The organism is Myxococcus stipitatus DSM 14675 (assembly GCF_000331735.1).
Taxonomy (GTDB): Bacteria; Myxococcota; Myxococcia; order Myxococcales; family Myxococcaceae; genus Myxococcus; species Myxococcus stipitatus.
In genome coordinates, this window is the sequence record NC_020126.1 from 7,865,390 (window position 1) to 7,878,179 (window position 12,790).

The following is a 12,790-nucleotide window of genomic DNA, read 5'->3' on the forward strand; positions in this document are numbered from 1 at the left end:
CCCACGGCCAGCACAAGCAACACACCGGCCCGCCACCACGCCGCGCTCACATCCATTCCGGAGACTCCCACCCTGTCGCAGGTGCAGGGATGACCCAGTATTCAGGTCCTGACACTTTTCCCTGGAACCCCGTATTAGAGTGCCCTGTCACAGGAGCCAAGGCGTCATGGAAGCATACAAGGTGCTGGTGGTGGACGACGAGCCGCAGGTGGCACATGCCCTGAGGCGGCTGTTACGGCGTGAGGGATTCGACGTCCAGCTCGCCTTCAACGGGGAAGAGGCGCTGGAGCGCCTCAAGGGTTTCAGTCCAGACATTGTCCTCACGGACTTCCGGATGCCGGGAATGACAGGCAGTGAGCTGCTCCAGCGCGTCAAGCGGCTGCACCCCCTGGCGCTGCGGCTCATCATCTCCGGCTATGCCGACTTCAAGTCGGTGGTGGCGTCGGTGAATGAAGGCGAAATCTGTCGCTTCATCAGCAAGCCCTGGGATGACGCGGAGCTGGTGACGTACCTGGCGGGCCTCCTGCGCCACCGGGAGACCCTGGCCCAGCTCTACGCCCCGTTCCGCGCTGCGGGCCAGGGGGTCAGCGCGGAGGTGAGCCCCACCGACGCCGCGCTCGTCCTCAAGGTGCAGGTGGCGGACCCGTCCTTCCCGGCGGAGCAGGCCGTCTCCATCATCGAGCGCTTCGCGGGGCTCCTGGCCGACGACAGCCTGAAGGTGGTCGGGGGCCTGCTGGAGCGGTTCGGAGGAAGGCTGTCATTCGTCGCGGAAGTGGGCGGCCCCCAGCGACTGAGGCTGGAGTTGCCCGTGCGGGCGGAGCCGCCCGCGACCAACCTCCGCCAAGGACTGGGCGAAGCATGACAGGACCTGTGTCCGCGGCGCCCCAAGACAAGGAGGTCGACGCAGACTGGGTGAACAGCCGGCTCAAGCGCTTCACCCTCCTGGCGTGTCTCCTCATCCATGCGCTGCTCGTCTCCAGCCTCTGGGGACGGTGGCACACCATCTTCGTGGTGACGTCGGGCTTCGTCGGGGTGACGGCGGCCAACCAGGTCCTCGCGAGCAAGTTCTTCTCTCGCCATACCCATGCCGCGGAGAGGGTGCGCTTCACCCTCAACATGCTGGCGAATGTCTTCTACGGCATGGCGAGCGACTGGGCCCTGCCCATGTGGCTGTACCTGCCGCTCAACGCGCTCTGGGTGGACCGCTTCGCGGACGTGGGCGCGCGAAGGCGCCTGTTCGTGCTGCTGGCGCTGGTGGCGGGGGTGGCCCTGGCGGACGGCTGTCCTCCCGGAGTGCCCGCCTGCTTCGTGCTGCTGTCGCTGCTCACGTACCTCATCTCCGACGGGCGCGTGTTCCTCACCCATCACGCCATGCGGGAGCTGGCCCGGCAGCACGACGAGCTGGCGGAGGCCCACGCCCAGCTGGAGCTGGCCCACCAGCGCGCTCGCGAGCAGGAGCGGCTGACGAGCCTGGGCATGCTGGCGGCGGGGGTGGCTCATGAAATCAACAACCCCATGAGCTACGTGAAGAGCAACGTGAATGCGTTGCTCATGGACTTGCGGGCTTGCAAGCAATTGCCGCCAGAGCTCCAGGAATATGTCGACGACGTGCTGCCCGCCACCGCGGACGGCATCCGGCGTGTGGTGGCCATCGTCGCGGACCTGCGGCGCTTCGCGCGCGGGGACCCGGGGGCCTTGGAGGAGTACGACCTCAATGAGGAGGTCGCCGTCGCGCTGCGCATCACCCGTACCCAGGTACAGCAGCGCTGCGAGGTGCAGGTGGTATTGGGTGACTTGCCGCGCCTCCTGGGTCGCCCCGGACAGCTGGCCCAGGTGGTGGTGAATCTCTTGATGAACGCGGTGCAGGCCATGCCCGAGCGAGGGCGAATCCACCTGTCCACGCGAATGGAGGCCGACGAGGCCGTTTTGTGTGTTCACGACTCGGGCATCGGCATGACGCCGGAGGTGCGGGCCAAGCTCTTCCAGCCCTTCTTCACCACCAAGCCCGCAGGCGAAGGCACGGGAATGGGACTGGCCGTCGTGCATGGCATCGTCACCTCTCATCAAGGCCGCATCGACGTGGAGAGTTGGCCACAGAGCGGCACGCGCATCACCATCAGGCTCCCGCGAATACCCCCGCTGGACCTGCACCTCTCCGGGCTCACCGGAGGTCCGTTGACTCCACCCACGACCAAGCCCCGCCCCGACGCGGCATGAGGCCCCCTATGTCCAAGTCAGCCCCGCCCACGTTCATCAGCCGCTTCGAGCCGCACAACGTCGAGAACCCGTATCCGCTCTACGCCCGGATGCGCGAGGAGGCGCCGGTGCACTTCAGCCCGGAGATGCACCTGTGGGTCGTCTCCCGGCATGACGACGTGAAGGCGGTGGTGCTCAACCCGCAGGACTTCCTCTCCGCCAACTCCTTCCGCAACCCGGTCCCCCCCGCGCCGGAGGTGGTGGCCGTGCTCGAGCAGGGATATCCGCAGGTGCCCGCGCTGGTGGACGACGACCCGCCCAACCACACACGCATGCGCGTCATCGTCACCAAGGCCCTGGCGCCCCACCGGCTCAGCGCCATGGAGGCGCGGGTGCGCTCCATCACCACGGAGCTCCTGGACGCGTTCGCCGCGGATGGCCACGCGGACCTGGTGGACAAGCTGGGCTATCCGCTGCCCGCGCGCGTCATCGGCGCCATCATGGGCCTGCCCGACTCCGACCTGGAGCGGATGAAGCGGTGGACGGAGGACCTGGCGCTCCTCTCCGCCGGCAACGTCCCCGTCGCCCGGCAGGTGGAGTGCGCGCACGGACTGGTGTCCATCCAGAAGTACCTTGCGGGCTACATCGCCGAGCGTCGGAAGACCCCGGGCGACGACCTCATCAGCGCGCTCATCGAGGCCCGCTACGAGGACTCGCCGCCCTTGAGCGACGTGGAGCTCATCAGCCTGTTGTCCCTCTTGCACTTCGCCGGACACGAGACGACGACGAACCTGCTGGGCAACCTGCTCGTCTGGGTGCTCCAGGAGCCGGAGCGGCTCAAGGAGCTGCGCGAGGACCCCACCCGCATCCCCCGCGCCATCGAGGAGACGCTGCGCCTGGACTCCCCCATCCAGGGGATGATGCGCACCACCGCCCGCGCGGTGACGCTCAACGGCGTGGAGATTCCGGCGAACGCGCGCGTGCTCGTCCTCTTCGCCTCCGCCAACCGCGATGAGACCATCTTCCACGCGCCCGACCACGGGGACCCGCGCCGTCCGGACGTGGGCAAGCACCTGGGCTTCGGCATGGGCATCCACTACTGCATCGGCGCGCCGCTGGCCCGGCTGGAGGTGAAGCTGGCCATGGAGATGCTCCTCAAGCGCCTGCCCAACCTGCGGCTCGCGCCGGGCAATGCCTTCTCCTACGTGCCCAACTTCCTGCACCGCGGCCCGCATCGCCTGCTCGTGGAGTGGGACCCGGCCTGACGACGTGAATCGTGGAGGCGGTGGACAGGCGCGTGTTATCCCCGCCGCATGTCCACCGAGCGCCTCTACTTCGACGACCCGTTCCTCCACCGCTTCACGGCCCGCGTCGTGGCCCACGGCACCTGGAACGGCGCGGCCTCCGTCGTCCTGGACCGCACGGCCTTCTACCCGGAGGCCGGCGGACAGATGGCGGACCACGGCGTACTGGGCGGGCTGCCCGTGCGCGACGTGCAGGTGGATGACGCGGGCACGGTGCACCACCTGCTGGACGTGGGCGAAGCAGGCGCGCTGCCCGCCCCCGGGCTCACGCTGGACGGCGTGGTGGAGGCCGAGCGCCGCCGCGTCCACATGTCCCTGCACACCGGGCAGCACATGCTGTCGCGCGCGCTCCTGGACATCGCGGGCGCGGCCACGGTGTCCTCGCGGCTGGGCGCCGTGTGCACCATCGACACGGACCAGGACACCCTGGACGAGCAGCGCGTCGCGGAGGCCGAGGCCCACGTCAACGCCACCATCGACGCGGACCTCCCGATTCGCGCCTTCTTCCCCACGCCGGAGGAGCTCGCCGCGCTGCCCCTGCGCCGCGCCCCGAAGGTGACGGACCACATCCGCGTCATCCAGGTGGGCGACTTCGACGTGTCCCCCTGCGGAGGCACCCACTGCACGCGCACCGGCCAGGTGGGCCTGGTGCGGGTGCTGGGCGTGGAGCGCTACAAGGGCAAGGGCCGCGTCCTCTTCTCCGCGGGCCCTCGGGCTCGCAAGGAGCTGTGGGAGGAGGCGGGCACCCTGCGCGCCCTGAGCCGAGCCTTCACCTGCGGCCCCCTGGAAGTGCCCACCGTGGTGGACAAGCTGCGCCGGGAGCTGGCCGAGGCCCGCGAGGCCCTGGGCGCCGCCCGCGCGAAGCGGGCCGAGCACACCGCCACGGAGCTCGCCGCCACGCTGGACGCCTCCGCCAACAAGCACGTCGTCGCCGTCCTGGAGGGCGCGGGCCCCGAAGAGCTGCGCGCGGTGGCCGCCCGCCTCACCTCCCGGCCGGACGCGGTGGTGTTCCTCGCCGGCCGCACCCCGGAGGGGCTCGCCGTCCTCATCGCCCGGGGCGCCGCGTCTGCCTTCGGGTGCGGCGCCTTCCTCAAGCGCGCCGCGGCGGCCTCCGGGGGCCGGGGCGGAGGGCGCCCCGAGCACGCCGAGGGCCGCCTCCCCGCCTCCACCGACTGGCCCGCGCTGGTCGCATCCTTGCCCACCTGAACCCCGCCCCGGGAGGCTCGCCCGCAACGCGGCGCGTCACGGGGCAGATCCACCGAAGGGATTAATCGGGGGGCGTTTGCTGGCAGGGGGGCGCTCCACGCGTGGAACGACATGAGATGATGGGTGCAGGGGTTCGCGCCACGATGGACGATGGGCAGCACCAACAGTTCGATGCATTCGCCCGCTCGAGACGGCCGGGATTGCTGCGCCTTGCCCGGCGACTGTGTGTCGGGGGAGGCATCGAAGCCGAGGACCTGGTGCAGGAGACGCTGGAGCGCGCCTACCGGAACTTCGACCGGCTGGTGACGGAGAACCCCAGCGCGGTGAGCGTGTGGTTGAGCACCACACTGAGCAACCGTTTCCTGGACCACTGCCGCCGCAGACGCACGGAAGTCCTGGGGGCTCCGTCGCTGCGGGTCGTGCAGACGCCCGAGGTGTCTGGAGAGCCCACACCCATGGAGCAGTGGGAGCAGGTGACCCGCGAGGACTTCCTGCGCGCCATCGAACAGCTGCGCCCTCCGCAGATTCGGGAGGCCTACCGGCTGCATGTGGCGGGGCTGCGGTATCGCGCCATCGCGGAGCAGTTGGATGCCCCCGAGGGAACGGTGGGCCGGTGGCTCAGTGAAGCGCGCAAGGCGCTGCGGGAGCTGCTGACCGGAGGCGCCTCCTCGGGCGAGGGCAGGGCGAGACCATGAACGAGCTGTGCGGCAAGCTGGAGTCTTTCATCGACGGGGAGCTGGCACCGGTGGACGCGGAGAACTTCCGCCACCACCTGACCCGCTGCCACGCGTGCGAGACCCGGATGAAGGAACTGCTCGCGCTCGCGCTCCTCGCGGACGACGCCCTGCACTCCACGGGCGACGGAACCGTCTTCGTTCCGGCGCGACTCCACCTCCTCAAGCGGAGGCGGACCTGGATGATGGTGGTGCCGCTGGCGCTGGCCGCGGGCCTGGCGGCGTGGGTGCTCGTCTCGCGGACAGGTGCGGAGCCGGTCTCTTCCGAGCTGTGGCTGGGCCAGTCTCCCGGGCGGACGCTCGAGGCCCGGCTGACGTACCCCAGCGCGGACCGGCACCGCCCCTATGAGGTGATGCGCAGCGGCGGCGACAAGCCCCGCGCCATGTCCCTCCGGGAGCTGGCGAAGCTGGAGGAAGCGGGAGACGAGCGAGGCATCGCGTCCGCCTACCTCTTGCGGGGAGACGCGGCCCAGGCCCGGGCCTTCCTCGACCGCCTGCCCGCGTCGGCGGACCAGGACTCGGACCAGGCGGTGCTCCTGCTCCAGCAGGGCGAGCCCGAGCAGGCGTTGACGCTGTTGGACCGCGCGCTGAAGCAGCGCCCCCAGCATCCGCAGGCCCTGTGGAATCGCGGGCTGGCGCTGAAGGCGCTGGGGCTCTCGCTGCAAGCGGCGGAGGCGTTCGAGCGGGTGTCGGCGCTGAAGGAGCCCGGCTGGAGCGAGGAGGCCGCGCGGCGCGCCGCCGAGTTACGGCAGCAGGAGCAGGAGAAGCGCAAGGAGTGGAAGGGCGCGAAGGAGGCGTGCGACCGCATGGTGGCGGGGGGCGCGCCTCTCTCGCAGGGACTGGCGGCGCGGCACCCCGGCCTCTCCCGTCTGTGTTTCTACGATGCCCTGCGCGCGGCCACCTCCCCCGCGCGCGTGGACGAGCTGAGGCCCCTGGCCCGGCAGCTGGACGCGGTGGATGGGGGCTCGCACCTGGATGAGGCGCTCCAGCGCATCTCGAGGGCGGACCTGGGCGCTCGCAAGCCCTTCGCCGCGGATTATGTGCGGCTGACGCGCGGAGAGCTGCCGCCCCCGGCGCTGGACGCGTTGATCGTGAAGCTGCGCGAGGCCCGGCACGACGACCTGCTGCTCGGCACGCTGTTGTTCCTGCGGGACTCGCGCCAGTTCGAGGAGGAGTACCGCTCGCTCGCGCTGGGCACCCAGGACCCGTGGTTCGCGCTGCTGGCGGAGGAGCGCCAGGCCCGCGCGGACATCCAGCGCGGCCAGACGCCTCGGGCGCGGACGCGGCTGACGGAGGCCCTTCGCGGCTGCGGCACCGAGTCGCGCTTCAACTATCGCTGCCTGGAGCTCCAGCGGAACCTGGCGCTGGTGGAGCGGCAGCTGCACCGCCCCGTGGAGTCGCGCTCGCATGCGCTGGCGGCGCTGGCGCGGGCCCGCGCGAGCCGGGAGTGGACCAAGGAGTGGCGGCTGCTCCAGGAGTTGGGGCAGGCGGCGCTGTTCCATGGGGATGTGTCGCTGGCGCGCGCGTACCTGGAGGAGACCATCCAGCGCCTGCCGGAGCGCTGCGAGGACCACGAGTCGGCCTACGCCAACCTCGCGCTCGCCTTCTATCGGACGCTGGACTTCGCGGGCGCCCGGGAGCAATTGGACCGCGCCGCGCGGTGTGGACAGCCGCCGTCGCTGGCGCGCGCCTTCGTCATCGCGGACCTGGCCCATACCCAGGAGCGCCGCATCGAGGACACCGCGGTCCTGACACGCGGCCTGGAGGCGCTGCGCGCGATGCCCTCGCGGCTGGAGACGGCGGGCGAGAGCGCGATGCTGCGCCACATCGAAGGGCGCTTCTTCGTCGAGCAGGACCGCAACCGGGGCCAGGAGCTCTTGCGCAAGGCCATCGACGAGGCGGCGCCGCTGCTGGGCTCGGACGTCAACGCGCGCAAGGCGCGGGTCTACAGCTTCACGTCGCTCATCCTCGATGCCGCGCGGCACGGTGAATACGAGCGGGCCCTGGCCCTCTTCACCGAGGAGCGCGGCCTGCCTCGCGCGGAGCACTGCGTGCTGGGCGTGACGGTGGACGACGAGCGCACGGCGCTGGTGGCCCGCGACGCGAAGGGCAAGCTCCTGGGGCACTACGACACGGACCGGCGCGAGCGGCTGGAGAGCGTGGAGGGTCTGGTGCCCGACGCGCTGGCGGAAGCCCTGCGCCCGTGTGTCACGGTGAACGTGCTGGCGCGTCCGCCCGTGCTGGGCAAGCCGGGCCTCTTGCCGTCGGATATCGCGTGGGCGTACCAGGTGGGCCCCTCGCTGGAGGAGCGGACGGCGGCGCCGGGTCCCCGCCTGGTGGTGGCGGATGTGAATGCGCCCGCGGAATTGCGCCTTCCCGCGCTGCGCGCGTGGAGCCCGGGGGAGGAGGCGGGCGCGGGGCTCAGGCTGTTGAAGGGGGCCTCCGCGACGCCCTCCCAGGTGCTTCGTGCGATGCGCGACGCCGCGGAGGTTCAGATTCATGCGCACGGCGTGGTCGACCCGAACGTGGTGGACGGTTCGCTGCTGGTCCTCTCGCCCGAGGAGCAGGGAGGGCGGTATGCCCTGACGGCCGGGGACCTCCAGGGGCATCCGCTTCAGGGCAGGCCCGTGGTGCTCCTGGCGGCGTGTCACGCGGCGCACAGCAAGGCGTACTTCCATGAGACCTTCGGGCTTCCCGTGGCCTTTGTCGAATCCGGCGCGCGAGCCGTGCTCGCCGCCACGCAAGAGATTCCCGATGCCGAGGCATCGGACTTCTTCGAGCCGGTGCTGGCGCGCATTCGCGAGGGGCTCCCCGCCGCCCGAGTCCTTCGCGATGCACGGCAGGACTGGCTTCGCAGCCGGGGAAGCCCCTGGGTCCGCCAGGTGCTTCTCTTCGAATAGCCGTCACAACACCCTCTGAGAGCGCACCAAGCCCCATGAAGAAAAGTCTCCTGCTGGTTCCCTTGCTGCTGAGCCTGGCCGCGTGTCGTCACGTCAACACGGTCCCCTCGACGCAGCAGATTCAGCGCAGCGCACCCGAAGGAACGCTCGTGCGCGTCACCCTGCGAGACAGGGACAACCCCACACGCCTCACCGTCTACACGGTGGATGTGAGCCGGGACGAAATCGTCGCCCAGTCGAACCAGCGCCCGCCGCCGACGCGCAGGCCGCTGGAGGCCCCCGGCACGGAGGCCACGAGCGAGTCGTCCACCTCCTCCATGCAGCAGGCGCCTCCGAACGACCCGGCGAAGCTCGTGGGCGACGTGGAGCTCTACGTCGACTGCTTCCCCAAGGATGAGAAGGAAGGCTGCATCAACGTGGCGGACCTCAACGACGGAGACCCGGGTGGCTCCTCCGGCGGTGGCGGCGACCCCACGGGCCACCGTCGCCTGAGCGACCGGGTGAAGCGTCTGGCTGGCCTCACCTACTGGTCCACGACGGAGGCGGGCATCCCGACCACCCGCGCCAAGCTGCAGCAGGCCCCCGCTCCGACGCCTGGGGCGAAGTAGTCACCCGCCGCTGAAGTCCAGGAGGCTCCGGCCCGCCACGAGCGCGGCGCCGGAGCCTTCGTCGTTTCAGGAGGGCACGAGGCCAGCGAGAGACACCCTCTCGCGAGGCTCCGGGGCCCTCGACACGGAGCCGCGCGGACGCCTCAGGAAGGGACGAGCCCGGCGAGCGTCTCCACGTAGGAGGCGGCCACGCGCAGGAAGCGCGCGCCCTTCACGCCGGTGAGGTACTGCCGCTTCATCGCGCGCGTCGCGCCCACGTAGAACATGGCGCGGCGGATGCGCTCGTTCTCGCGCGCGTTGCGCTCCTTCGCGCCGGCCATCCAGTTCTCCACGGTGTCGAGCGCATCCAGGCCCGCGAAGAAGACGACGGGGCACTCGTGCCCCTTGCACGAGAAGACCGTCGTGGCCCGGACGTGGTCCACGCCGCTGACGCGGAAGTCCGTCACGTCGCGCCCGCCCTTCCCTCCGTAGGCGTGCGCGGGGACTCCGGCGCGGTTGAGCGCGTCCGTGTACTGGGATGGCATCACCGGTGCGACGACGAGGATGTCGCCCGGGTGGACGCCCTCCTCGCGGATGAGCCGGGCCACCTCCTTCGCCACCTGCCGGGCCTCGCTCGCACCCGATGCGAAGCCACGCACTTGCGGCAGCACGCCCGCGCGCTCCGTGGACTGTACGCGGTACAGGCCCTCCAGCGTCTCCTCGGGGAGCCAGAGGAGTCCCTCGCGGGCGAGCTCCCCGGCCTTCATGTACTCGCGCATGCCCGGGTCGCTGGTGCCGTGCTGGCGCATCGGGTCCAGCACCACGTTGAAGGCGACGTCCAGGATGTCTCGCGTCGCACGGAAGGTCTCCTTCAACACCCGGGTGCGGCCCCGGAAGGAGAGCCCCTCGGGGAGCTGCTCCTTGAGCGAGTCGATGGGCACCTGGCCGTAGACGTTCTGAGAGTCGTCCATGAACAGCTGGAGGCAGCGAATCTCCCGGCCGTCGGGCAGCGTGTGCGGGAGCACCAGCGCGTGGAGCATGGCGAGCGCGTTGGCATCCATGTCCTGCGCCTCGTCGACGAAGACGCCGTCGAAGGACGCGGGCTCCACGCGGCGCAGGGCACCCACGTGCTTGATGGTGACGCGGGCTCGCAAGGCGCGTGCACGCTCGCGCCCTGCCCGCTGGACGATGGCCTCCACGAGCAGCTTGTCCACCAGCGGCGCGAGCGCGCGGTTGTAGAACGAGACGAGGACGCGTGTGTCCTCGTGCTCCAGCAGGTAGCGCGCCACCCAGTGCGCCAGGACATACGTCTTGCCGCTGCCGGCGACGCCGCGCACCAGGTGGTGGCCGTCGTCGAAGCGGCGCTCGAAGAGGGACACCTGCTCCTGGGTGAAGAGCGGTCGGGTGGGACGCGCGCCTTCGATTTCTCCGCCCAGGCTGGTGGGTGCGCTCGGCGGCGGAGGGGGAGGAGGCGCGGGCTTCTGCGGCAGGGGCATGGCCTCCAGCCGCAACGGCGAGCCCGGGAGGACGCGCAGGCGCGGCAGGAGCGACAGGAAGCGCTGGGGAATCGTCGCGCCCCGCGCCTCGTCGCGAGACGCGAGGACGAGAAGGTAGTCGCGCGCGCGGCTGGCGGCCACGTTGAGCATGGGCACCAGCGTGTGCGGAGGAAACGGACGCCCTCCGGCCACGGTGTCCACGAGCACGACGTCGTACTGGGTGCCCTGCTGCCGGTGGATGGTGGACGCGCTGAACGCATCGCCTCGGAAGCCCGCGGAGGTCCCCAGCCTTCGCAGGAGCGCGGCCTGCGCGCGGTACGGCGTGACGCAGAGGACACTCAGGCCCGCGCGCACGGCCTCCCGGGCCAGGGAGACGGCGAGCTCGGCGGACAGCTCGCGCTGATAGCCGGAGCCCGTCTCGCCCCGGCCGTGCGAGAGGCGCTTCGACTCGCGGCTGAGCCCATCCAGCACCACCCATCCCGCGCGTGTCTGCGCGAACGCGGGCACGGGGGGCGCCTTCTCCGCGCGGGCCTTGACGATGTCGCCGTCCTGGAGCGCGCCGCCGTAGCAGAAGTGGCTGACGACGCGGGCGATGTCCGGGTGCATGCGGTGCTGGGTGCGCAGCAGCAGCACGTCCGCGCGCGCGGCGTCCTTCACGGCGTCTTCCAGGTGCGACAGGCCGCTGCCACGCAGCCACTTCTGCGAGCCCCGTCCAGCGCCCTCGGCGGCGCGGCTCACGGGGCCAATCTGCTTGGGGTCTCCGGCGAGCGTCACCCGCTCCGCGAGAGGCGCCATCAGCGCGGTGGCGGCGCGAGTCACCATGCCGGCTTCGTCCACCACGAGCCGCGCGAAGGTGCTCTTGCCTTCCAGCTCCGACACGAGGCGCAAGGCGCGGTGCACGGTGAGCACCATGAGGGGGCAGTCGCCCTTCTCCGCCTCCTTGAGCGTGGGGTCCTTCATCTTCCCGCGCAGGCCGCGAAGCTCGGCCTGGAGCTTGGCGAGCTCGTGCGCGGGGCCGCCTCGGACGCGCTGGAGGTACAGCTCGCGCTCGCGCTCCTCGATGCTCGCGCGCAGCTTGCCGCCCTTGGTGTCTTCGAGGGTGACGGTGGGCAGCTTCGCCAGGGCGTCGCTGGCGCCCGTGCCGCCCCGGAAGATGCTGCGGGCCAGGGGGCGCAGGGGGATGGGCTCTCGCTCGAGGAGCGCGCTGACACGCAGCACCAACTCATCCGCGGCGCGGTTGGTGGGAGCCACCGCGAGGATGCGCTCGCCTGGGAAGGCACGCAGGGCGCGGGCGATGAGGTCGGCGACGGCGGTCGTCTTGCCGGTGCCGGGAGGCCCCCAGATGCAGCCCCAGGGTTGGGCCCAGAGGCGGTCCGTCGGAGGAAGCTCCGCGTCCTGGGGACGCGGCACGGAGGCGGGCTCTTCTCCGCTGGCGCGGCGCAGGGCCTGGGCGAGCGCGGGCTGACGCTCCTCGTAGGCGGAGGCGGCGGTGCAGAGGGCCTCCGCGAAGTCATAGGGCCGATAGCACCAGCGGTCGGCGGAGAGCGCGCGGCGGTCCACGTCATCGCCATGGTCGGGGGCGGCGAAGACGCGGCCGGACTCGAAGTCGAGGTGGACGACGTCGCCGCCGAAGACACACTCCTCGCCCAGGAAGCCCAGGAGCGAGCCACCGGACCAATCCGGGTCCGCGGCGGGCACGGGGACCAGGGAGATGACGCCGGGACCTTGGAGGCTGACCTGTCGCGCGTCTTGCAGCAGCTTGGCGCGGTACTGGCTGCGCTCGGACAGGAGGGCTTCGCTCAGGTCCTCTGGGAGGTAGGCGGGAGGCTTCCAGGCCTCGCGGCGCTTGCCGGTGGCGACGGCGGCCTGCATCGCCTGTCGCTCGGCCGTGGAGACATCCGAGGGCGCGGCCACGTCACGGGGGGCCGGAGCCGCATCCGGAGGAGGCGGCGGCTTCGCGGCACGACCTCGAGAGCGGGCCAGTGCGAGCAGCGGATTGGGCGAGCGAGGGAGGTCCTCCGGACTCGGCGCTGGGGCAGGAGCCCGCGCTGGCGAGGGAGGCGGTGCATCGTCGTACTCGACGTGAAGCTCCCGGACGGAGTCATCCTCGGGCGAAGCGGAGCGCCCTTCGGGGACGACGTTGTGCATCCGGTGCGTCATGACGGGGGCGCGCGAAGGTAGGGGACGGGTGGATCCCCGTCAATGCACGCGGACGGCCGCGCTCGCGCCCAAGACACAGCGGGGAAGACCTGGGCCGGGTGGCGTGAAACACACGGTCCACTGCCCACCCGCCAGAAGGCCCAGTGTCTGGTGGACACCCACCCCACCGCCGGGTTTGCTTCCTCGGCCCCAAGATGTTTAGGGGTG

At 71.1% G+C, this 12,790-nt stretch carries 8 protein-coding genes; 7 read left to right on the plus strand and 1 reads right to left on the minus strand.

Features of this window, described 5'->3' with window-relative positions:
* Window positions 1-166 precede the first annotated feature (166 nt).
* The 7 genes from MYSTI_RS30140 (at window position 167) to MYSTI_RS30170 (ending at window position 8,948) form a co-directional block, all read left to right on the plus strand.
* Window positions 167-862 (plus strand): response regulator, encoded by a 696-nt coding sequence (locus tag MYSTI_RS30140; RefSeq protein ID WP_015351601.1) that lies wholly within the window; start codon window positions 167-169, stop codon window positions 860-862.
* On the plus strand, window positions 859-2,217 hold the full coding sequence (locus MYSTI_RS30145) for a sensor histidine kinase (protein WP_015351602.1): 1,359 nt from the start codon (window positions 859-861) through the stop codon (window positions 2,215-2,217). The genes MYSTI_RS30140 and MYSTI_RS30145 overlap by 4 nt, the downstream gene beginning before the upstream one ends.
* An 8-nt stretch (window positions 2,218-2,225) precedes the next feature.
* Window positions 2,226-3,461: a cytochrome P450 gene (locus tag MYSTI_RS30150; protein ID WP_015351603.1), complete on the plus strand. Its 1,236-nt coding sequence runs from the start codon at window positions 2,226-2,228 to the stop codon at window positions 3,459-3,461.
* Window positions 3,462-3,509: 48 nt separating this feature from the next.
* The gene (locus MYSTI_RS30155) at window positions 3,510-4,706 is read left to right on the plus strand and encodes an alanyl-tRNA editing protein (RefSeq protein ID WP_015351604.1); all 1,197 of its coding nucleotides are present in this window, start codon (window positions 3,510-3,512) and stop codon (window positions 4,704-4,706) included.
* Between the two features lie 116 nt (window positions 4,707-4,822).
* Window positions 4,823-5,401 carry an RNA polymerase sigma factor gene (locus MYSTI_RS30160; RefSeq protein ID WP_015351605.1) on the plus strand — a complete coding sequence of 193 codons (579 nt, stop codon included), beginning with the start codon at window positions 4,823-4,825 and terminating at the stop codon, window positions 5,399-5,401.
* On the plus strand, window positions 5,398-8,340 hold the full coding sequence (locus MYSTI_RS30165; RefSeq protein WP_015351606.1) for a CHAT domain-containing protein: 2,943 nt from the start codon (window positions 5,398-5,400) through the stop codon (window positions 8,338-8,340). Before MYSTI_RS30160 ends, MYSTI_RS30165 begins: the two co-directional genes overlap by 4 nt.
* 35 nt (window positions 8,341-8,375) lie before the next feature.
* Entirely contained in the window at window positions 8,376-8,948 is a 573-nt protein-coding gene (locus tag MYSTI_RS30170; protein WP_015351607.1) for a hypothetical protein, read from the plus strand.
* A 143-nt stretch (window positions 8,949-9,091) separates the two neighbouring features.
* On the opposite strand, the gene MYSTI_RS30175 is transcribed toward MYSTI_RS30170, so the two are convergent.
* Window positions 9,092-12,571, minus strand: a complete 3,480-nt coding sequence (locus MYSTI_RS30175) for an AAA family ATPase (RefSeq protein WP_015351608.1) — start codon at window positions 12,569-12,571, stop codon at window positions 9,092-9,094.
* Window positions 12,572-12,790 lie beyond the last annotated feature (219 nt).

Coding starts and splice junctions, on each gene's coding strand:
- MYSTI_RS30140 (WP_015351601.1), top strand. CDS start 167: ATGGAAGCATACAAGGTGCTGGTGGTGGACGACGAGCCGCAGGTGGCA.
- MYSTI_RS30145 (WP_015351602.1), top strand. CDS start 859: ATGACAGGACCTGTGTCCGCGGCGCCCCAAGACAAGGAGGTCGACGCA.
- MYSTI_RS30150 (WP_015351603.1), top strand. CDS start 2,226: ATGTCCAAGTCAGCCCCGCCCACGTTCATCAGCCGCTTCGAGCCGCAC.
- MYSTI_RS30155 (WP_015351604.1), top strand. CDS start 3,510: ATGTCCACCGAGCGCCTCTACTTCGACGACCCGTTCCTCCACCGCTTC.
- MYSTI_RS30160 (WP_015351605.1), top strand. CDS start 4,823: ATGATGGGTGCAGGGGTTCGCGCCACGATGGACGATGGGCAGCACCAA.
- MYSTI_RS30165 (WP_015351606.1), top strand. CDS start 5,398: ATGAACGAGCTGTGCGGCAAGCTGGAGTCTTTCATCGACGGGGAGCTG.
- MYSTI_RS30170 (WP_015351607.1), top strand. CDS start 8,376: ATGAAGAAAAGTCTCCTGCTGGTTCCCTTGCTGCTGAGCCTGGCCGCG.
- MYSTI_RS30175 (WP_015351608.1), bottom strand. CDS start 12,571: ATGCACAACGTCGTCCCCGAAGGGCGCTCCGCTTCGCCCGAGGATGAC.